General features: G+C 70.3%; 19 protein-coding genes. 10 read left to right on the top strand and 9 right to left on the bottom strand.

What is annotated here, in order from left to right; translation table 11 throughout:
- Positions 1-3: 3 nt before the first annotated feature.
- The 4 genes from ACFYXF_RS45560 (at position 4) to ACFYXF_RS45545 (ending at position 4179) form a co-directional block, all read left to right on the top strand.
- Positions 4-708: a L,D-transpeptidase gene (locus tag ACFYXF_RS45560; RefSeq protein WP_389359095.1), complete on the top strand. Its 705-nt coding sequence runs from the start codon at positions 4-6 to the stop codon at positions 706-708.
- A gap of 151 nt (positions 709-859) precedes the next feature.
- Positions 860-2242, top strand: coding sequence for a ferric reductase-like transmembrane domain-containing protein (locus ACFYXF_RS45555; RefSeq protein ID WP_389359093.1), 1383 nt, complete (start codon positions 860-862; stop codon positions 2240-2242).
- A 19-nt stretch (positions 2243-2261) separates the two neighbouring features.
- Positions 2262-3398, top strand: a complete 1137-nt coding sequence (locus ACFYXF_RS45550; RefSeq protein WP_389359091.1) for an FMN-binding protein — start codon at positions 2262-2264, stop codon at positions 3396-3398.
- A gap of 43 nt (positions 3399-3441) precedes the next feature.
- Positions 3442-4179, top strand: a complete 738-nt coding sequence (locus ACFYXF_RS45545; RefSeq protein ID WP_389359089.1) for an FAD:protein FMN transferase — start codon at positions 3442-3444, stop codon at positions 4177-4179.
- Between the two features lie 72 nt (positions 4180-4251).
- On the opposite strand, the gene ACFYXF_RS45540 is transcribed toward ACFYXF_RS45545, so the two are convergent.
- The 5 genes from ACFYXF_RS45540 to argC are packed head-to-tail and all read right to left on the bottom strand — an operon-like array spanning position 4252 to position 9102.
- Positions 4252-4788, bottom strand: a complete 537-nt coding sequence (locus ACFYXF_RS45540; RefSeq protein WP_389359087.1) for an arginine repressor — start codon at positions 4786-4788, stop codon at positions 4252-4254.
- A gap of 21 nt (positions 4789-4809) precedes the next feature.
- Positions 4810-6021, bottom strand: coding sequence for an acetylornithine transaminase (locus ACFYXF_RS45535; protein WP_389359085.1), 1212 nt, complete (start codon positions 6019-6021; stop codon positions 4810-4812).
- A complete protein-coding gene (argB, locus tag ACFYXF_RS45530; RefSeq protein WP_389359083.1) occupies positions 6018-6929 on the bottom strand; it encodes an acetylglutamate kinase in 912 nt (303 codons plus the stop codon). The genes ACFYXF_RS45535 and argB overlap by 4 nt, the downstream gene beginning before the upstream one ends.
- Entirely contained in the window at positions 6926-8077 is a 1152-nt protein-coding gene (gene argJ / locus ACFYXF_RS45525) for a bifunctional glutamate N-acetyltransferase/amino-acid acetyltransferase ArgJ (RefSeq protein WP_389359081.1), read from the bottom strand. The genes argB and argJ overlap by 4 nt, the downstream gene beginning before the upstream one ends.
- Positions 8074-9102 carry an N-acetyl-gamma-glutamyl-phosphate reductase gene (gene argC, locus ACFYXF_RS45520; protein WP_389359080.1) on the bottom strand — a complete coding sequence of 343 codons (1029 nt, stop codon included), beginning with the start codon at positions 9100-9102 and terminating at the stop codon, positions 8074-8076. The genes argJ and argC overlap by 4 nt, the downstream gene beginning before the upstream one ends.
- A 130-nt stretch (positions 9103-9232) precedes the next feature.
- Here argC and ACFYXF_RS45515 point away from each other — a divergent pair, with 130 nt between their 5' ends.
- Positions 9233-10003 carry a 2-phosphosulfolactate phosphatase gene (locus ACFYXF_RS45515; protein ID WP_389359079.1) on the top strand — a complete coding sequence of 257 codons (771 nt, stop codon included), beginning with the start codon at positions 9233-9235 and terminating at the stop codon, positions 10001-10003.
- A 130-nt stretch (positions 10004-10133) separates the two neighbouring features.
- Here the strand turns inward: ACFYXF_RS45515 and ACFYXF_RS45510 are convergent, their stop codons facing one another.
- A complete protein-coding gene (locus tag ACFYXF_RS45510; protein ID WP_389359078.1) occupies positions 10134-12608 on the bottom strand; it encodes an alpha-L-arabinofuranosidase C-terminal domain-containing protein in 2475 nt (824 codons plus the stop codon).
- 134 nt (positions 12609-12742) lie between these two features.
- Here ACFYXF_RS45510 and ACFYXF_RS45505 point away from each other — a divergent pair, with 134 nt between their 5' ends.
- Positions 12743-13207, top strand: a complete 465-nt coding sequence (locus tag ACFYXF_RS45505; protein ID WP_389359077.1) for a DUF6314 family protein — start codon at positions 12743-12745, stop codon at positions 13205-13207.
- Positions 13208-13218: 11 nt separating this feature from the next.
- Here the strand turns inward: ACFYXF_RS45505 and ACFYXF_RS45500 are convergent, their stop codons facing one another.
- A complete protein-coding gene (locus tag ACFYXF_RS45500) occupies positions 13219-13797 on the bottom strand; it encodes a histidine phosphatase family protein (protein ID WP_389359076.1) in 579 nt (192 codons plus the stop codon).
- 168 nt (positions 13798-13965) lie between these two features.
- The gene (locus ACFYXF_RS45495; protein ID WP_389359074.1) at positions 13966-15399 is read right to left on the bottom strand and encodes a PLP-dependent aminotransferase family protein; all 1434 of its coding nucleotides are present in this window, start codon (positions 15397-15399) and stop codon (positions 13966-13968) included.
- Here ACFYXF_RS45495 and ACFYXF_RS45490 point away from each other — a divergent pair.
- Together ACFYXF_RS45490 and ACFYXF_RS45485 are read left to right on the top strand one after the other, a co-directional pair.
- A complete protein-coding gene (locus ACFYXF_RS45490; protein ID WP_389359072.1) occupies positions 15398-16357 on the top strand; it encodes a DMT family transporter in 960 nt (319 codons plus the stop codon). The two genes, ACFYXF_RS45495 and ACFYXF_RS45490, sit on opposite strands and share 2 nt — an antisense overlap.
- Before the next feature lie 21 nt (positions 16358-16378).
- Complete coding sequence (locus ACFYXF_RS45485) at positions 16379-16573, top strand: DUF1918 domain-containing protein (protein ID WP_389359070.1); 195 nt, start codon at positions 16379-16381, stop codon at positions 16571-16573.
- A 103-nt stretch (positions 16574-16676) separates the two neighbouring features.
- On the opposite strand, the gene ACFYXF_RS45480 is transcribed toward ACFYXF_RS45485, so the two are convergent.
- Positions 16677-17951, bottom strand: coding sequence for a glycoside hydrolase family 10 protein (locus ACFYXF_RS45480; RefSeq protein ID WP_389359068.1), 1275 nt, complete (start codon positions 17949-17951; stop codon positions 16677-16679).
- A 147-nt stretch (positions 17952-18098) separates the two neighbouring features.
- Between ACFYXF_RS45480 and ACFYXF_RS45475 the strand changes: the two genes are divergently transcribed.
- Both ACFYXF_RS45475 and ACFYXF_RS45470 read left to right on the top strand, forming a co-directional pair.
- Entirely contained in the window at positions 18099-18995 is an 897-nt protein-coding gene (locus tag ACFYXF_RS45475) for a 3-hydroxybutyryl-CoA dehydrogenase (RefSeq protein WP_389359066.1), read from the top strand.
- 182 nt (positions 18996-19177) lie between these two features.
- Positions 19178-19435 carry a hypothetical protein gene (locus tag ACFYXF_RS45470; protein WP_369034318.1) on the top strand — a complete coding sequence of 86 codons (258 nt, stop codon included), beginning with the start codon at positions 19178-19180 and terminating at the stop codon, positions 19433-19435.
- Positions 19436-19525 lie beyond the last annotated feature (90 nt).

The raw sequence follows: 19525 nt of genomic DNA, 5'->3' as shown, positions 1-19525 counted from the left end.
GCCATGCGCCCCGGAGCCGCCGTCGTCCTCGCGTCCGTGTCCCTGCTCGTGCTCGCCGCCGGTGTCCCTCCCACGGCCGCGCCGCCGCTGCCCGCGCGGATGGCCGACACCGGCGGCGGCACGCAGCTGATCACCGCTCAGGCGCCGAGCGCCGGGGCGACCTCGGGCACGGTCACCTGGTGGGACCTGCGCGACGGGACCTGGACGAAGGCCGGTTCCGCGGCGGCCCGTTTCGGTGCGAACGGGCTCGTCGAGGGCGGCTCCCGGAAGCAGGGCACCAACACCACTCCCACCGGGCTGTACGACCTCCCGTACGCGTTCGGCATCAAGCCGGCGCCGGGCGGTACCGAGGTCACGTACCGGCCCGTGCGGCAGAATTCCTGGTGGTGCCAGGACAACGACTCGCGCTCCTACAACCGCTGGACCGAGCCCCGCCCCGCCGACTGCCGCGCCGCCGAGTCCGAGCACCTGATCTCGTACACGCAGCAGTACGCGCACGCGTATGTCATCGGGTTCAACTACGCCCAGCCGGTGCGCAAGCGCGGTGCGGGGATCTTCCTGCACGTCAACGGGCGTGGGGCGACGGCCGGTTGTGTGTCCGTGCCCGTGGACGCGATGCGGGCGATCCTGGCGTGGGCCGAGCCGGGCCGCCGACCGCACATCGCGATCGGGACGGCGAGCGGGCCGACGGCGATCACCAGGTACTGAGCCCGGCAGGGGAGCCCGGCGGCGGATGTTACCTGCCGTCACACCTGTTGTCTGTGGACTCGGTGCATCACTGAACACTCAGCGGTCGTGGCACGTATGGAAGGGCCAAGGGGCCAAGCCTCTCGACTAGACCCCGTCCCACGGAGGAACCGTGACCACCACGATCGCAGGCGGACGTGCCGCGCGGCGCCAGACGATGCGCCGCATCCGACCTCGTCGCTCCCCCGCCGTCCCGCTGCTGCTCGCCGTCGCGGCGGGCGCGGCCGGAGTGATCTGGCTGTGGTGGAGCAACACCCCGTCCCTCGCCGACACCACGGCCCAGTTCATCGCGGCCGGCCGGATCACGGGGCTGCTCGCCGGTTACCTGATGGCACTGGTGGTGCTCCAGATGGCCCGGGTGCCCGCGCTGGAGCGCCGGGTCGGCTCGGACCGGGTGGCGCGCTGGCACGCGATGAGCGGCCGGTACACGCTCTGTCTGGTCGTGGCGCACGTCGTCCTGATCATGTACGGGTACGCCCTCCAGGCCGGGAAGACGTTCGGCGACATCGTCCAGCAGACGGTCGACTCGGTGAACCAGCTGCCCGACATGGGCAAGGCGGCGATCGGCACGGGTCTGCTGGTGTTCATCGGGCTCATCTCGATCGGCCCGGTCCGGCGCATGATCCCGTACGACCTCTGGTACCACATTCACCTGCTGACGTACGCGGCGACGTTCCTGACGTTCTGGCACCAGCTGTCCACGGGCAACGAGTTCGTCGTGGAACCGGCCGCGAAGACCGCCTGGTACGCGCTGTACGGCTCGGTGACCGCGCTGGTCGTCTGGTATCGCGTCATCACGCCGGTCCGGCTGAACATGCGGCACCGGCTGCGGGTCGAGGCGGTCATCGAGGAGACCCCGGGCATCGTGTCCGTGCTGATGAGCGGCCGGAAGCTGCACCGGATGGGCGCGGAGGCGGGCCAGTTCTTCCGCTGGCGCTTCCTGGCCCCCGGGATGCGGTTCAGCTCGCACCCGTACTCGCTGTCGGCGGCCCCCCGCCCCAACATGCTGCGGATCACCGTGAAGGCGATCGGCGACCACAGCTCGGCCCTGCGCGAGCTGGAGCCCGGTACCCGTGTGTGGGCAGAGGGCCCGTACGGCGCCCTGACCGCCGCCAAGCGCAGCAAGGGCAAGGTGCTGCTGGTCGCGGGCGGTGTCGGCATCACCCCGATGCGCGCCCTGTTCGAGACCCTGCCCGGCGCGGCAGGCGACCTGACCCTTCTCTACCGGGCCAACAGCACCCAGGACCTGGCCCTGTGGGACGAGCTGGCGATCATCGCCAACGAGCGCGGCGCCCGTCTCATGTACGCCGTCAACAGCCCCGACGGAGAGCGCCCGGACATCTCGCCGGAGTCGCTGCGCCGGAAGCTGCCGGACATCGACGAGCACGACGTCTTCATGTGCGGGCCGCCCGGCTTCGCGCAGGGGGTCTACGAGGCACTGCGCGGCGCGGGTGTTCCGGCGCGCCGTATCCACCACGAGTCGTTCGAGATGTGAGCGACGGGAGCCAGGAGCGATGAAGAAGAGTCACCCCTTTCGGCGGATCATGCTCGCGAGCGCCGCCACAGTCTCCGGAATCGTGCTGCTGCTGACGCTGAAGCCGTCGTCGGACCCAGGGTCCGCACAGGCGGCCGGCGCTCTGCCCCAACAGAGCTCCGCGGCCCAGGAATCGGCCCAGGGAGGTGCGACCGCCAAGGACGGCACCTTCACCGGCGACGTGGTCGACACGCAGTACGGCGAGGTCCAGGTCCGCATCACGGTCGCCGGCGGCAAGATCACCAAGGCGGAGGCCGTCAAGGCCCCCAGCGGCGGCCAGAGCACCGCCATCTCCGGCAACGCCATCCCCAAGCTCAACGCGGAAGCGGTCGCCGCGAGCACCGCCGACATCGACGCCATCTCGGGCGCCTCCTACACCAGCGCCGGCTACGGGAAGTCCCTCCAGTCGGCCCTGGACAAGGCCAGCGCGGGCACGGGCGCCGCCGCGGGCGGTGGCACGGCGCAGGCCGCCACGGTGATCGGCGACGCGGTCGACACGCAGTACGGCCAGGTCCAGGTCCGCATCACGGTCGCCGGCGGCAAGATCACCAAGGCGGAGGCCGTCAAGGCCCCCAGCGGCGGCCAGAGCACCACGATCTCCGGCAACGCCATCCCCAAGCTCAACGCGGAAGCGGTCGCCGCCGGTACCGCGGACATCGACGCCATCTCGGGCGCCTCCTACACCAGCGCCGGGTACAAGACGTCCCTCCAGTCCGCCCTGGACAAGGTTCCCGCGGAAGCTGACGCGGGAGCGGGCGCGGCGGAGAGCAGTGCCCCGCCGGCCGCCGAGACCAGTGCCCCTCCCGCGGACGCGGCGGCGGGCGGCGGAGCGACCTCCAACGGCGGCGGTACGTTCACCGGAAGCGTCGTCCAGACCGAGTACGGCCCGGTCCAGGTCCGGGTCACCCTGACCAACGGCAAGATCACGTCGGCGTCGGCGGTCCAGGCGCCCAGCGGCGGCCGGAGCGACCAGATCTCCGGCAACGCGATCCCGAAGCTCAACGACGAGGCGCTGGCCGCGGGCGACGCCGACATCGACGCGGTGTCCGGCGCCAGCTACACCAGCGCGGGCTACAAGGAGTCCCTGCAGTCGGCCCTGGACCAGGCCGGTGGTTGATCCCGCCGAAGCTCCCGCCGCGGTGCGTCATGCGGAGGAGGTCATGGGGACCGTCTTCTCTTTCGACGTCCGCGGCGGGGACCCCCGTGCGGTCGAGCTGGCGCTGGCTTCGGCCGTGGCCGGACTGCACAAGGTCAACGAAGTGTTCAGCACCTACCGGGAGAACAGCCAGATCTCCCGGCTCGCCCGCGGTGAGATCACCGTCGCCGACTGCGACCCGGAGGTCGCCGAGGTCCTCGACCTGTGCGCCGAGGCGGAGCGGGTCAGCGAGGGGTGGTTCAGCCACACCTACCAGGGCCAGATCGACCCGACCGGCCTGGTCAAGGGCTGGGCGGCGGAACGCGCGGCCAGAAGCCTGATGGCGGTCGGCGTGAGCGGCGTCAGCGTCAACGGCGCCGGCGACGTCCAGCTCTGCGGCTCACCGGGCCCCCAACGCCCTTGGCGCGTAGGCGTGTCGGACCCCCTCCGCCCGGGCGGTCTGGCGGCCGTGGTCTCGGCGGCGGGCACCGACGAACTGGCGGTGGCCACCTCCGGCACCGCCGAACGCGGCACCCACATAGTCGACCCCCGCACCGGCAAGTCAGCGGTGACGGATCTGGTCGCGGTGACGGTGGTGGCCCCGGAACTGACCTGGGCGGACGCCTGGGCGACGGCGGCTTTCGCGATGGGTTCGAGGCAGGCGCTCAGGTGGCTGGAGTCCCTGCCGGACGTAGAGGCGTTGCTGATCACGGCAGGCGACGAGGTCAGGTGCACAGGGGGCCTAGCAAGAAGACTGGGCTGAGGTGGTTTTGCCTTTAGGGGCGCGGGGAACTGCGCGACAAGCCACAGCGGACCCGCACCCAACCCACAACCGTCAATGGTTCTTCTGAGCCAACGCCAACAAGTGATCAGCCAAAGCCTGACCCCCCAGAGGATCACGACTGATCAACAGCAACGTGTCGTCCCCCGCGATTGTCCCCAAAATATCGTGCAGCTCAGCCTGATCAATCGCCGAGGCCAAGAACTGCGCAGCCCCCGGAGGGGTCCGCAGAACCACGAGATTCGCAGAAACCTCCGCGGAGATCAGCAACTCCGCGGACAGCCTCCGCATCCGCTCCTCCTTCGCCGACTCCCCCAGCGGAGCGCGCGGCGTACGAAACCCGCCCTCACTGGGCACCGCGTAGATGAGATCGCCGTCGTTGTTACGGATCTTCACCGCGTTCAGTTCGTCCAGGTCCCTGGACAGCGTCGCCTGAGTGACGGTCAGCCCGTCATCGGCGAGCAGCTTCGCCAACTGACTCTGCGACCGCACCGGTTGCCGGTTGAGGATGTCCACGATCCGGCGGTGGCGTGCGGTGCGGGTCTGCGGTACGGCAGGCCCCGCGTGGTCGTGATCCTGCGCCTGCGTCATCGTCGTCGTCTCATTCCCCGGCTAGTCCTTCCCGTCAACGGCAACCCCGTCGAGAACTCCGGGAAGTGCCTGGAGGAACGCGTCCACCTCGGCGTCACCGATGTTCAACGGCGGCATGAGCCGTACGACATCGGGAGCGGGCGCGTTCACCAGGAACCCGGCGTCCTGAGCCGCCTGCTGCACCTGGGGCGCGAGGGGCTTCGTGAGCACGATACCCAGGAGGAGGCCCGCTCCTCGGACATAATCGATCAACGAGTGGCCCGCACCCTCGATTCCGTCCCGCAACTTCTCGCTCTGCCGCTTGACGTTCTCCAGCAACCCGTCGTTCGCGATGGTGTCGAGTACGGCGAGTCCGGCGGCGCAGGCGACCGGGTTGCCGCCGAACGTCGTACCGTGCTGGCCGGGCTGGAGCAGCTCGGCGGCGCGTCCGAAGGCGACCGTAGCGCCCAGCGGCAGCCCGCCGCCGAGGCCCTTCGCCAGCGTCACGACGTCCGGCAGGACACCGTCGTGGGCCTGGTACTCGAACCAGTGCCCGGTACGGCCGACGCCGGTCTGCACCTCGTCGAGGACGAGCAGGGCACCCGTGGCGGCGGTGATGGCGCGCGCGGCCTTGAGATAGCCGGCGGGCGGGACCACGACCCCGTTCTCGCCCTGGATCGGCTCGATGATGACGAGGGCCGTCTCGTCGGTGACGGCGGCGGCCAGCGCCTGCGCGTCGCCGTACGGGACGTACGTGACGTCACCGGGCAGCGGCACGAAGGGCTCCCGCTTTCCGGGCTGGCCGGTGAGCGAGAGGGCGCCCATGGTCCGCCCGTGGAAGCCGCCCTCGGTGGCGACCATGTGCTTGCGGCCGGTCAGCCGGCCGATCTTGAAGGCGCCCTCGTTGGCCTCGGCGCCCGAGTTGCAGAAGAACACCTTGCCGTCCCGGCCGAAGCGCTGGATCAGCTGTTCGGCGAGCGCGACGGGCGGTTCGGCGACGAAGAGGTTGGAGACATGGCCGAGGGAGGCGATCTGGGTGGAGACAGCCTCGACGATCGCCGGGTGGGCGTGGCCGAGCGCGTTGACGGCGATACCGCCCACGAAGTCGACGTACGCCTGGCCGTCGGCGTCCCACACGGTGCTGCCGGCGCCACGGACGAGGGGCAGCCGGGGGGTGCCGTAGTTGTTCATGAGCGCGCCCTGCCAGCGCGCGGTCAGTTCCTGATTGGCGGTCGGTTCCTGGTCGGCGCTCATACCGCGTCCCCCTCTTCCGCATCGGGCACGACCATCGTGCCGATGCCTTCGTCCGTGAAGATCTCCAGCAGGATCGAGTGCTGGACCCGGCCGTCGATGACCCGGGCGGTGGTGACGCCGTTGCGCACGGCGTGCAGACAGCCCTCCATCTTCGGCACCATGCCGGAGCTCAACTCCGGCAGCAGCTTCTCCAGTTGGGAAGCGGTGAGGCGGCTGATCACCTCGTCGGAGTTGGGCCAGTCCTCGTAGAGGCCCTCGACGTCCGTGAGGACCATGAGGGTCTCGGCGCCAAGAGCAGCAGCGAGTGCCGCAGCCGCCGTATCAGCATTGACGTTGTAGACATGTCCGTCGTCCTGGCTACGGGCGATCGACGAGACGACCGGGATACGGCCGTCGGCGAGCAGTGCCTCGATCGCGCCCGTGTCGATCGCGGTGATCTCGCCCACCCGCCCGATGTCGACCAACTCCCCGTCGATCTCGGGCTGGTGCTTGGTGGCGGTGATGGTGTGCGCGTCCTCGCCGGTCAACCCGACGGCAAGCGGCCCGTGTTGGTTGAGCAGCCCGACCAGCTCCCGCTGGACCTGCCCGGCCAGCACCATGCGTACGACGTCCATGGCGTCCTCGGTGGTGACCCTGAGGCCCGCCTTGAACTCGCTGACGATGCCGTGCTTGTCGAGGGCGGCGCTGATCTGCGGGCCGCCGCCGTGCACGACGACGGGCTTGAGGCCCGCCTGGCGCAGGAAGACGACGTCCTGGGCGAAGGCGCTCTTCAACTCCTCGTTCACCATGGCGTTTCCGCCGAACTTGATGACGACGACCTTGCCGTTGTGGCGGGTCAGCCAGGGCAGCGCTTCGATGAGGATCCTGGCCTTGGGAAGGGCGGTGTGCTTCCGCGTCACATTGCTCATGACGAGTACGCGCTGTTCTCGTGGACGTAGTCCGCGGTGAGGTCGTTGGTCCAGATGGTGGCGGTCTCGGTGCCGGCGGCGAGGTCGGCGACGATGTGGACCTCGCGGTAGCGCATGTCGACAAGGTCGCGGTCCTCGCCGACTCCGCCGTTCTTGCAGACCCAGACACCGTTGATGGCGACGTTCAACTGGTCCGGTTCGAAGGCCGCTCGGGTCGTGCCGATGGCGGAGAGGACGCGGCCCCAGTTGGGGTCCTCGCCGTGGATGGCGCACTTGAGGAGGTTGTTGCGGGCGATGGAACGCCCCACCTCGACGGCGTCGTCCTCGCTGGCCGCGTTCACGACCTCGACCTTGATGTCCTTGCTGGCACCCTCGGCGTCCCGGATCAGCTGCTGCCCGAGGTCGTCGCAGACGGCCCGTACGGCCTCCGCGAACTCCTCGTAGCCGGGGGCGACTTGGGAGGCGCCGGAGGCGAGCAGCAGCACGGTGTCGTTGGTGGACATACAGCCGTCCGAGTCGACCCGGTCGAAGGTGGTGCGGGTGGCGGCCCGAAGCGCCTTGTCCAGTACGTCACTTTCGACGTCCGCGTCCGTGGTGAGGACGACGAGCATGGTGGCGAGGCCGGGGGCGAGCATGCCCGCACCCTTGGCCATACCGCCCACGGTCCAGTCGCCCTTGCTGACGACGGCCGTCTTGTGGACGGAGTCGGTGGTCTTGATGGCGATGGCGGCCTTCTCCCCGCCGTGCTCGGAGAGTTGACCGGCGGCGGCCTCGACTCCGGGGAGCAGCTTGTCCATTGGCAGCAGGAGGCCGATCAGCCCCGTGGAAGCGACGGCCACCTCCCCCGCGTTCAGCCCGAGAGTGTCCGCGACCTTCTCGGCGGTGGCGTGGGTGTCCTGGAACCCCTTGGGCCCCGTACAGGCGTTGGCGCCACCGGAGTTGAGAACGACGGCGGAGACGATGCCACCCTTCAAGACCTGCTCGGACCACAGCACCGGCGCGGCCTTGACGCGGTTGGAGGTGAAGACGCCGGCGGCGGCGAGGCGGGGCCCGTTGTTGACCACGAGGGCCAGGTCCGGGTTGCCGTTCTCCTTGATCCCGGCGGCGATACCCGCCGCCGTGAACCCCTTGGCTGCCGTGACACTCACGGTGCGACTCCGATCGTGGAAAGCCCAGTCGTCTCGTCGAGTCCGAGGGCGATGTTCATGCTCTGGACGGCACCGCCCGCGGTGCCCTTGGTCAGGTTGTCGATGGCGCTGATCGCGATGATGCGGCGCACGGACTCGTCGTACGCGACCTGTACCTGAACGGCGTTGGAACCGTAGACGGACGCCGTGGCGGGCCACTGCCCCTCCGGGAGGAGGTGAACGAACGGTTCGTCGGCGAACGCCTTCTCGTAGACGGCGCGCACGGACTCGGCGGTGACACCGGGCTTGGCGGTCGCGGTGCAGGTGGCGAGGATGCCGCGGGACATCGGGGCGAGGGTGGGCGTGAAGGAGACGGCGACGGGCGAGCCCGCGGCCCCGCTCAGGTTCTGGACGATCTCGGGCGTGTGCCGATGCCCGCCACCCACGCCGTACGGCGACATGGACCCCATGACCTCACTGCCCAGCAGATGCGTCTTGGCGGCCTTGCCCGCGCCGGAGGTCCCGGAGGCGGCGACGATCACGGCCTCGGCCTCGGCGATCCCGGCGGCGTACGCCGGGAAGAGGGCGAGCGAGACGGCGGTCGGGTAGCAACCGGGCACCGCGACGCGCTTGGACCCCTCCAACGCGGCGCGGGCGCCCGGCAGTTCGGGGAGACCGTAGGGCCAGGTCCCGGCATGCGCGGAGCCGTAGAACCTCTCCCAGTCGGCCGCGTCGTGGAGCCGGAAGTCGGCGCCCATGTCGACGACGAGGACCTCCGGCCCGAGCTGCTCGGCGACGGCGGCGGACTGCCCGTGCGGCAGCGCGAGGAAGACGACATCGTGCCCGGCGAGCACATCGGGGGTGGTCTCCTGGAGCACACGGCCGGCCAGCGGCAGCAGGTGCGGCTGCAGTGCGCCGAGCCGCTGCCCGGCGTTGGAGTTGCCGGTCAGGGCGCCGATCTCCACCTCGGGGTGGACGAGGAGCAGACGCAGCAGTTCCCCGCCCGCGTACCCACTCGCTCCGGCCACCGCCACACGTACTGCCATGAAACCCTCCTCCTTGATGGCATGACTATACGTTTCGCTGCACGTTTATGCAATACCGTGGATCAGTATGCGGAGCCGGGCGGACCGGTACGGGCAACAGGTCGATCATGCCCATGGCACGATCATCGGTATGCGTGAGGACTTTCTCCAGTCCGGATTCGGGGTCCGCTTCGAGTGGGGGCCGACGGGGGCCCGGCACCTCGTCCGGGAGGTGTCCTGCCTGGTCGTCGTGGATGTCCTGTCCTTCACGACCTCGGTCTCGGTCGCCGTCGAGGCCGGTACCCGCGTCTTCCCCTACCCGTGGCGCGACAGCACGGCCACCGCCTTCGCCGAGCGGCAGGACGCCCGGCTCGCCGTCGGCCGTCGCTCGGTGAGCCCCGACACACCCTGGTCGCTCTCCCCGGCAGCACTGCGCCGGGCGCCCTTCGCCGCGCGCCTGGTGCTGCCCTCACCCAACGGCTCGGCCATCTCGGCGGCGGCCGACGGCACGACGACGGTCGTGGTGGCCGCGTGTCTGCGCAACGGCACCGCCGTCGGCGCCTGGCTCGCCGAGCAGGGGTACGGCACCGCCGAGCGGCCGGTCGGCGTGATCGCCGCCGGCGAGCGCTGGCCGGACGGCAGCCTGCGACCGGCCCTGGAGGACCTGCTGGGGGCGGGCGCGGTGATCGCCTCACTGGACGGCCACCACAACGGTCGTACGCCCCTCTCGCCCGAGGCCGGCACGGTCGCCACCGCCTTCACCACCTCCCCGGACGTCGCCGCCGACGTGCTGACGAGCGCCTCGGGGCGGGAGCTGATCGACGGGGGCTTCCCGGAGGACGTGGCGATCGCGACGGAGGTGGACGCGAGCGTGGTGGTGCCGGTCCTCGTCGGTGGGGCGTTCGTGGCGGCGAGTGGCTGACTGGGTCGGTGGATCGGTGGATGGGTGGCCGACTGGCCGAACCATACGGGCGGCCCAGGCACCCCTCGGCACCCGAACCGCCCGTCCGATCAGCCGTTCCTCTCAGTCCGTCCCGCCACCCCTCTCCCCCTCACCCCTTCTTGATCCGCAGAAAGGTGACCGAGTTCGCCGGGAACGTGTACGTGAACTTGCTCGCCACGCCCGTGAAGGTCGACCTCACCGGCGCGACCGGTGTCGCCGTCTCGCTGTTCACCGCGTCCGGCGCGGCGGCCAGTGTCGTCACCGTCGCCTTGGAGTTCACCTTCGTGCGGCCGAGGTCGATCGTCGTACGGGCCTGTGCCGCCTGGGCGTTGACGACCTTGACGATCAGGTCGCCGGTCTTGGCGTCCTTCGTGACGATCTGGCGGAATGGCTCGGCCGGCTTGGAGTCGGTGAAGCCGCCCCACTCCTGGCCGTCGAGGTAGAGGGTGACCTGTCGGCCCCGCACCTTGACGTCGATGTCGTAGGCGCGGCCCGTCTCGATCGAGCCCGCCTTGGACACCAGCGTCGACTTGCCGCCGTCCGAGGCCTGTTCGACGGCGTTCAGGGTGTTGTTCCAGCCGCCCAGGTTCCACCAGTAGTAGTTCCCGGTGTCCTTGACGCCGAAGGCGACGAGGAAGCCCTCCTTGCCGGACTTCTTGGTGGCCTTCACGTGGAGGTCGTAGTCGTGCCAGGCGGGGTCACCGGCGGAGACCATGGTGTTCTCGGCGGCGACATCCGTCTGGACGTACTGACCGTCCTGGACCGCCCAACTCCCGCCCCCTGTATGGGTCCACTGGGAGGCGTCACCCGAGAAGTCGTCGCTCAGCAGCGCCGTGCCGTCCGCGCCGGTGACCTTCACGTCGTCGTACGCCGCCGTGGTCGCCCACGTCGACAGGCCGACGGCACCGGAGATCGGGCCGCTCACCGAGGGCGTGCTGGTGGCGGTGGTGGGGACGACCCGGTCGCCGACATTGGTCATGAACAGCTTCTGCACCTCGTACGAGGCCGAGCCCCAGGACACGTGGTTGTTGAACCAGATCATGTCCGGGCGCCACTGCACCGCGTCCTCGTTGGCGAGCAGCGGGGCGTACGAGGCGAGTTTGACGACGTCCGCGTTGCGCTCCAGGCCCGTCATGAACGCGGCCTCGGACAGGGCGTTCTTGAAGGTGTTGCCGCCGGACGCGTACTCACCGAGGAAGACCTTGGGGCCGTTCCTGTCGTACGAGTCGTAGCGGTCGTTGTTCTGGAGGAACCAGTTGGTGCTGTTGTAGTAGTGCTCGTCGACCATGTCGACGTTCGCGTCCCGGTTGAGCTTCCAGGCGGTGTCGAAGGTCGAACCGCTGTCGTCCGGACCGGAGTTGGAGATGATCGTGATGTCCGGGTACTTGGCCTCGATGGCGGTCCGGAACTCGGTGAAGCGGGCGAAGAACTCGTTGGGCAGGTTCTCCTCGTTGCCCACCTCGATGTGCGTGAGGTGGAAGGGCTTCGGGTGGCCCATCTGCGCCCGCTTCCGCCCCCACTCACTGGTCACCGGCCCGTTGGCGAACTCGATGAGGTCGAGGGTGTCCTGGATGTGCCGCTTGAGCAGCGCATCGTCGACGACAGCCTTGTTCTGCCCGCAGCCGGTGACCAGCGCCGGGACGACGGGCAGCGGCATCGCGCCCATGTCCTCCGAGAACTGGAAGTACTCGTAGTAGCCGAGCCCGTAACTCTGGTTGTAGCCCCAGAAGTTGGAGTTGGTCGCGCGCTCCTCGACCGGCCCGATGGTGTCCTTCCACTGGTACGAGCGCTTGCGCTCCCAGTTCGAGGCCTCGCTGTAGTCCTGCATGGAACCGGTGTTGACCAGGCAGCCGCCCGGGAAGCGCACGAAGCCGGGGTCGAGTGCGGCGATCTTCTGGGCGAGGTCCTTGCGCAGGCCGTGGCCCTTGTAGGTGTCCCGGGGCAGCAGCGAAATCATGTCCAGGGCAACGGAGTTGTCGGTCGCGACCGTGAGCCGACCGGTGGTGCTGGTACGGGTCGCGGTGAACCGCGCCTTGTACTTGGCCCAGCCGCCCTTCACCTCGACCTGGTGGGCCTCGGCGAGGACGCCCCCGGCGTCGGTGAGGGACACGGTGAGCGTGCCGGCCTGGTCGGCGCGGGCCCAGACGGAGAAGTCGTACTTCTTGCCGTCCTCGACCCTGATCCCGGTGTTGTAGCCGGAGTTGGTGACGGAGGAGGCGGCGCCCAGGGAGAGGTAGGTGCGGTTACGGGCGTTCAGGCGCCCGTCGTCGTTCAGTGCCGTCGCCGTACCGCCGACCGCCCAGGAGGTGAGGGGCGTGTAGGAGCGGTTGTCGGCGGTGGAGTACTCGAAGGATCGGTTCTGCACGAGTTCGGCGTACAGACCGCCGTCGGCGGCGCGGTTGATGTCCTCGAAGAAGACGCCGTACATCGTGTCGTCGATCTTGGCGCCCTTGGTCGCCGGGTCCACGGTGATGGCGTAGTCGGTGACGTCCTCGGCGTTGGCCGGGGCGGGGACGACCGCCGAGACCACCAGGAGTGCGGTGGCCGTGAGACCTAGTCTCCAGCGGGTGCGTGTGCGTGACATGGATACTCCGCGGCTCTGTCGATACAGTTCGGGATATCGGACAACGATCAGCACTTCGAACGGCAAGATAGGTATGTGACTGAAGTGCGTCAATGGATCGCACGGAACTCGGCGTTCGGGGGGAGGGTGTTGGCGTGGGCGAGTTCCGGCCAGTAGCCGATGTGCTGCTTTATCTGGCGGGGAGCTGGCGAGCGGAGCGGACGGTGCGGGATCTCGCGGGCATGGACGAGGGCACGTTCACCGGCACCACGCTGTTCAGCCCGCTGGACGACGGAGGCCTGCTGCACCACGAGTCCGGCACGTTCGTCTGGCAGGGCGTCGCCCGCCCCGCCGAGCGGACGCTCCGCTTCCTCCCCGGCACCGCCCCCGGCACGGCAGACGTGCGGTTCTCGGACGGCCGCCCGTTCCACGACCTGGACCTGACCTCGGGCCAATGGGTCACCGACCACCCCTGCGCGGCCGATCTCTACCGGGGCGAGTTCACGGTCCTGGACGCGGACCACTGGCGGACGGTGTGGCGGGTGGCGGGCCCGGCCAAGGACCTGATCCTCACGACCGACTACACCCGCACGGCCGACGACACCCGCGACAGACCCTAACCGCACCCTGCCTAGGAGAGCACGCCCTCGAAGCGAAGGTTCCAGCGGCCCGTACGGCCCGTGACGACGGTCGTGGACAAGGGGCGGACGTCAAGGTTCCAGTAGGTCGAGGGCGGGGCCTTCAGCGCGTAGACGAGGGCCGCCCGGACGACCGAGGGCTCGGCCACGGCGACGATCCGGCCGCCGTCGTCCACGGGCCGGGTGTCGAGCCAGTCGCCCACGCGCGAGATGAAGTCCAGCAGCGACTCGCCGCCATGGGGCGTGGCGCGCGGATCGGCGAGCCAGGCGTCCACCGCCTCGGGCTCCCGGGCCATGGCCTCGCCGAGGGTGAGCCCGCGCCAGCGGCCCATGTCGCAGTCACGCAGGGCGAGCTGGACGAGCGGCCCGTAGCCGAGGGCGTCCCCGGTGGCGCGGCTGCGGGGCGTCGGCGAGCAGTAGCGCAGCTCGGCCGCCGCCAGCGGCACCAGCTCGTGGGCGGCGCGCTGCACCTCGTCCCAGCCGGCCTGGTCCAGCGGCCGGTCGTCGTCGAAGCGCTCGGCGAGCAGCGGGGCGCTGCGCGCGGCGGCGACGAAGGTGACCCGAAGTTGCATGCGGCGATGGTCTGCCGGGAAAGAACGCAGGTCAAGGGGTGTTACTCAGGAGTTATCGAGGGTACGCGCCGACCGCCGCCCGATCCCCACAGAGGCTTTACGCCGACTCCACGAGGGCTTCACTCGCGGCTCGCCCCCGGCAGCGGAGCGCCCCCTCGGAACCCCACCTCAGAGCACCTCGTCACAGGCCTTCCGCAGCCTCCGTACCCCCTCCTCGATCTCCCCGACCCCCGCGACCGCCGCGAAGCTCAACCGCACATGGGCCGCCGGGGGTTCGGCGCTGAAGTAGGGGCGGCCGGGGGTGAGCGCGACGCCCGCGCGCAGGGCGGCGGCGACGAGGGCGCCCTCGTCCGTGCCGTCGGGAAGGCGGAGCCAGAGGTGGTAGCCGCCCGACGGGATGTGGGGCAGGGACAGTTGGGGGAGAGTGCTCAGCAGCGCGGAGGTCATGGCGTCCCGGCGGGCCCTCAACTCCGTTGACACCGCCCGCAGATGGCGGGGCCAGGCCGGGGAGCCCACTAGTTCGAGGGCCGCCTCCTGCAAGGGGCGCGGGACGAAGAAGGTGTCGACGATCTGGATGGCGCGCAGCCGTTCCAGTACCGGGCCCCGGGCCGCGAGCGCGCTCACCCGGAAGCTCGGCGAGGTCGCCTTGGTGAGCGAGCCGACGTGGACGACGACACCGTCGGGGTCCTCCGCCGCGAGCGGACGCGGCAGCGGCGCCGCGTCCTCGTGCACCAGCCGTCGTACGAAGTCGTCCTCGATCACGAAGGCGCCGGCCTCGCGGGCGATCCGCAGGACCTCTCCGCGCCGTTCGGGCGCGAGGACGGCCCCGGTCGGGTTCTGGAACAGGGGCTGGCAGACGAACACCCGGGCGCCGGTCGCGCGGAACGCGTCGGCCAGCAGCGGCGGGCGTACGCCGTCGGCGTCCACCGGGACCGGTACCGGGCGCAGTCCGGCCGCGCGGGCGATGGCCAGCATGCCCGGGTAGGTGGGCGACTCGACCAGGACCGGCGCACCGGGCGGGGCGAGGGCGCGCAGGGTTGTGGTCAGGGCCGCCTGGCCGCCCGCCGTGATCAGCACCTCGGCCGCCGTGACGGCACCGCCGATGCCCCGCGCGAACCATTCGCGCAGCTCCGGCAGCCCGTCCAGGGGCGGCCTGCCCCACGCCCCGGGACGGCGTCCGGCCCGTGAGAGGGCCGCCGCCATCGCCCGCTCGGGCTGGAGCGAGGGGTGTAGATAGCCGCCGTTGAACTCGATCACTCCGGGAGGCGGCGCGGCGAGCGAGATGACGACACCCGAGGCGTTCACCGTGCGCGGTACGAGGTCGGCGGCGCCGTCCGCGCTCAGGGCGACCTCCTGCCAGGAGGTGTCCCCGGCGGGGGTGGACCTGGGGCGGGGCTCCGCGCGGTACGCGCCCGCCCCCGGGCGGGTCACGACCAGGCCCTCGGCGGCCAGTTGCGCGAGCGCCCTGGAGACGGTCACCGGGCTCACGCGGTAGCGCTCGACCAGGACGCGGCTCGACGGCAGCTTTCCACCTGGAGAGTAGCGGTTCAGCTCCTGCCGCAGCCTGTTCGCCAGTTCACCGACACTGCTACGCTCTTCCATGAGAGCACAGGATAGCGCTACCGCATCGACTCCGATAGCGGTCAACGGCCCCACAACCAGGCGAGCGCCAGCCCCCGGTCCCCCGCCCGAGAAGCCCACCGCCCGCCGCCTGGGCACCCTGCAGGCCGCCCTCGGCGTCATCGCCTTCTCGCTCACCTTCCCGGCCACCGCCTGGGGCCTGGAAGGCTTCGGCCCGTGGTCGCTGGTGGCCGTACGGACCGTCCTCGCCGCACTGATCGCGGGCGGCTGTCTGCTGGCGCTGCGTGTGCCGCTGCCGGCCCGCCGGCACTGGGCGGGGCTCGCGGTCGTCGCCGCCGGAGTCGTCCTCGGCTTTCCGCTTCTCACCACGCTCGCCCTCCAGACCTCGACCACCTCGCACGCCGCCGTCGTGATCGGCCTGCTGCCGCTGACGACGGCCCTCTGCTCGGCGCTGCGCATGGGCTCCCGCCCCTCGCGCGCCTTCTGGGCGGCGGCCCTGGCGGGCGCGGCGGCCGTCCTCGCGTTCACCGTCCAGCAGAGCGGCGGCGCCCTGACCAGCGCCGACGCCTATCTCTTCGGCGCCCTGCTGGTCTGCGCGGCCGGCTACACCGAGGGCGGGCGGCTGGCCCGGGTCATGCCGGGCTGGCAGGTCATCGGCTGGGCGCTGGTGCTGAGCCTGCCGCTCACCGCGCCCGCCGCCGCGCTGGCACTGACGTACGAGCCCGTGCACCTCACCGCGCACAGTGTGATCGGGCTGCTGTGGGTGGCGGCGGGGTCGCAGTTCCTCGGCCTGGTCGTCTGGTACCGGGGCATGGCGGCCATCGGCATTCCGAAGGCCAGCCAGTTGCAGTTGGCGCAGCCCCTGCTCACACTGGTGTGGTCGGTCCTGCTGCTGAGCGAGCAGCTGACGCCGGCCGCTCCGCTCACGGCGGCGGCCGTCCTCGTCTGTATCGCCGTCACCCAGCGGGCCCGCGGCTGAGAGCCGAGAGGAGACCCGCAGATGCGCGCAACCGTGGGCGACCAGCTTGTCCAGCACGGCAGGGTGGTCGGCCAGCACGACCAGGTATCGGAAGTCGTCGAGGTCATGGGCCAGGAGGGCACTCCCCCGTACCGCGTCCGTTTCCCGGACGGGCACGAGGCAGTGATGTCACCGGGCCCCGACTGCGAGGTCCGCCACAAGGACAAGGACGCTTAGCGCTCCGCTTGAAATAGCGCGATGTGTTTTCCGTCGTCTGCGGCGCCGTCGTGGCTGGTCGCGCAGTTCCCCGCGCCCCTAGGGGGGCGGGGCGAGCCGAGGCTCAGCGCGGTGGCGTCGCCGGCTGCTGGTAGTGGTCGGCGACCACCCGTGCCATGGCGCCGATCTTGTCGGTGCCGACCTCCTTGGCGGAGAAGAAGACGTGCCCCCGCGACTCGGGGTAGTTCCGGGCGAGGGTCAGATGCCGGGACAGCTCGGCCGGGTCCTGCCAGGCCGCGGGCTGCGCCGGGTCGCCCGCCTTGTACAGCGCCTCACCGACGTACAGCTTCGTGCCCGTGCCCTTCGCGGTCTCGGCCCACCAGGGCAGCAGCTTGGCGTAGTCGGCGGCGGCGAAGCCGATGTTCCAGTAGATCTGCGGGCAGATGTAGTCGATCCAGTTCTGCCGCACCCATTTCCTGGTGTCCGCGAACAGATCGTCGTACGTCTGCACACCCGCCTTCGTGTCCGAGCCGAGCGGGTCGGTCGCCACGTTGCGCCACACCCCGAAGGGGCTGATCCCGAAGTCGGCGCCGGGGCGTACGGCCTTGATGCGGGCGGCCGTCTCCAGTACCAGCTTGTCGATGTTGTCGCGCCGCCAGGAGGCCCGGTCGGGGAAGGAGCCGCCGTACTTCGCGTACTCGGCGTCGTCGTCGAAGGTCTGGCCCGCGACCGGGTACGGGTAGAAGTAGTCGTCCCAGTGGACGCCGTCGACGTCGTACTTCGCCACCGCGTCGAGCATCGCGTCCTGGACGAAGCGGCGGACCTCCGGCAGACCGGGGTTGTAGTACAGCTTGCCGCCGTACGGCACCACCCAGTCCGGGTTCTTGCGCGCCGGGTGGGAGGCGACCAGCTTGGTGGGGTCGGTGTGGTTGGCGATGCGGTACGGGTTGAACCAGGCATGGAGTTCGAGGCCTCGGGCGTGTGCCTCCTGGACCGCCGTGCCCAGCGGGTCCCAGCCGGGATCCTTGCCCTGGGTTCCGGTGAGGACCTGCGACCAGGGCTCGTACGGCGAGGGCCACAGCGCGTCGGCGGTCGGGCGGACCTGGAGGAACACCGCGTTGAGGCGCCGGTTCACCGCCGTGTCGAGGTGGGTGATCAGCTCGGCGCGCTGCTGGGAGGCGGTCAGGCCCTGCTTCGAAGGCCAGTCGCGGTTGGTGACCGTGGCCAGCCACATGCCCCGCAGCTCGCCCGTCGCCCGCTTGCCGCCACGCTTCGACGCGCTCGGCTCCGCACCGGCCAGCGCGGCTCCCGTCACCGCCCCGCCCACCACGAGCGTCGACAGGGCGGTCACCGCGAACGCCCGCCGTGACATGCGCGCGTGCCGCGCCTTCCCACTCATTTCCGTACCTCCGGTGTGCGCTGTGTCGGACAAGTCACAGACCGTCCTCGCCCGTCCCGGGCCAGACTCCCATGGGAGGCCCGGACAATTGAGCAATGGCCGCCGAAGGTAACGTGCAGGTTTGGCACAGGCCGGACGGCCGTGCAGATGATCAGTGAAAGGGACGATGTGACGGACAGCCCAGCGGGAGAGATCTCGCGCGTCGGAGTTGTGGGCTGCGGCCAGATGGGAGCGGGCATCGCCGAGGTGTGCGCCCGCTCCGGGCTGGACGTGAAGGTCGCCGAGACCACCGGCGAAGCCCTGGAGTTCGGCCGTACCCGGCTGTTCAACTCCCTCTCCAAGGCGGCCGAGCGCGGCAAGATCTCCGAGGAGGAGCGGGACGAGACGCTGGCGCGGCTCAGCTTCACGACCGACCTCGGCGAGTTCGCGGACCGCGATCTGGTGATCGAGGCCGTCGTCGAGAACGAGCAGGTGAAGACCGAGATCTTCCAGGTGCTCGACCAGGTGGTGACCCGCCCGGACGCGATCCTCGCCTCCAACACCTCCTCGATCCCCCTGGTGAGGCTGGCCGTCGCCACCTCCCGGCCGGACCAGGTCGTCGGCATCCACTTCTTCAACCCGGCCCCGGTGCAGAAGCTCGTCGAGCTGATCCCGGCGCTCACCACCTCCGAGGGAACGCTCGCCCGCGCCCAGTCGTTCGCCGAGAAGCTTCTCGGCAAGCACGCGATCCGCGCCCAGGACCGCTCGGGCTTCGTGGTGAACGCCCTGCTGATCCCGTATCTGCTCTCCGCCATCCGGATGTTCGAGTCGGGCATGGCCAGCCGCGAGGACATCGACAACGGCATGGAGATGGGCTGCGCCCACCCGATGGGCCCCCTGAAGCTGTCCGACCTGATCGGCCTGGACACGGTCGCCTCGGTCGCGTTCAGCATGTACGAGGAGTACAAGGAGCCCTTGTACGCCGCTCCCCCGCTGCTCCAGCGCATGGTCGACGCGGGCCGGCTGGGCCGGAAGTCGGGCTCGGGGTTCTACACGTACGCGTAGACATCACCCAGCGTCACACTCGGGCCCGGCACCCTTCCAGGTGCCGGGCCCGCGGTATTCACACACCGTGTGCGTGCCGGACACGCATATGCCCCTCGCACACTCTCCCCACGCGCCCACCAGGCGAGTTGACTCATCATGCGCATGCAAGGGATGTGACGACTACGGAAAGGAGCGGACACGTGACCGCCGACCCCGAGCATCCCGTGGCTCATGGAGAACTCGCAGAGTTACGCCGCCGCCTCGATGTCGCGTACGCGCGCGTCGAGGGAGGGCTGAACCTGCTCAGTCATCGTACGAAGGAGACGGACAAGGAAGTCGACGACCTGAACAACCGGGTCGTCCACCTCGAACACGCCCGATGGCCGTTGCCGGCCGTCGCGGCCCTCACGGCCCTCGGGGCACTGGCCGTGACGATCTGGCAGGCCATGGGCCGCTGACACGCGTGCGGGACCCGCGCCCCGAAAGGGGCGCGGGGAACCGCGCGACCAGCCCCCACCGGCCGGCGGCGAAGGACGACCGCGAACCCA

The sequence above is a fragment of the Streptomyces sp. NPDC002680 genome (assembly GCF_042889145.1).
GTDB lineage: Bacteria > Actinomycetota > Actinomycetes > Streptomycetales > Streptomycetaceae > Streptomyces > Streptomyces adonidis.
Note: the sequence above shows the minus strand (reverse complement) of the source record. Positions and strands in the feature narration are given on the sequence as shown.

Bases quoted from the DNA above. Each gene is read 5' to 3' on its own strand.
- ACFYXF_RS45560 (WP_389359095.1), top strand. From the start codon at position 4: ATGCGCCCCGGAGCCGCCGTCGTCCTCGCGTCCGTGTCCCTGCTCGTG.
- ACFYXF_RS45550 (WP_389359091.1), top strand. From the start codon at position 2,262: ATGAAGAAGAGTCACCCCTTTCGGCGGATCATGCTCGCGAGCGCCGCC.
- ACFYXF_RS45545 (WP_389359089.1), top strand. From the start codon at position 3,442: ATGGGGACCGTCTTCTCTTTCGACGTCCGCGGCGGGGACCCCCGTGCG.
- ACFYXF_RS45540 (WP_389359087.1), bottom strand. From the start codon at position 4,788: ATGACGCAGGCGCAGGATCACGACCACGCGGGGCCTGCCGTACCGCAG.
- ACFYXF_RS45535 (WP_389359085.1), bottom strand. From the start codon at position 6,021: ATGAGCGCCGACCAGGAACCGACCGCCAATCAGGAACTGACCGCGCGC.
- argB (WP_389359083.1), bottom strand. From the start codon at position 6,929: ATGAGCAATGTGACGCGGAAGCACACCGCCCTTCCCAAGGCCAGGATC.
- argC (WP_389359080.1), bottom strand. From the start codon at position 9,102: ATGGCAGTACGTGTGGCGGTGGCCGGAGCGAGTGGGTACGCGGGCGGG.
- ACFYXF_RS45515 (WP_389359079.1), top strand. From the start codon at position 9,233: ATGCGTGAGGACTTTCTCCAGTCCGGATTCGGGGTCCGCTTCGAGTGG.
- ACFYXF_RS45510 (WP_389359078.1), bottom strand. From the start codon at position 12,608: ATGTCACGCACACGCACCCGCTGGAGACTAGGTCTCACGGCCACCGCA.
- ACFYXF_RS45500 (WP_389359076.1), bottom strand. From the start codon at position 13,797: ATGCAACTTCGGGTCACCTTCGTCGCCGCCGCGCGCAGCGCCCCGCTG.
- ACFYXF_RS45490 (WP_389359072.1), top strand. From the start codon at position 15,398: ATGAGAGCACAGGATAGCGCTACCGCATCGACTCCGATAGCGGTCAAC.
- ACFYXF_RS45495 (WP_389359074.1), bottom strand. From the start codon at position 15,399: ATGGAAGAGCGTAGCAGTGTCGGTGAACTGGCGAACAGGCTGCGGCAG.
- ACFYXF_RS45485 (WP_389359070.1), top strand. From the start codon at position 16,379: ATGCGCGCAACCGTGGGCGACCAGCTTGTCCAGCACGGCAGGGTGGTC.
- ACFYXF_RS45480 (WP_389359068.1), bottom strand. From the start codon at position 17,951: ATGAGTGGGAAGGCGCGGCACGCGCGCATGTCACGGCGGGCGTTCGCG.
- ACFYXF_RS45475 (WP_389359066.1), top strand. From the start codon at position 18,099: ATGATCAGTGAAAGGGACGATGTGACGGACAGCCCAGCGGGAGAGATC.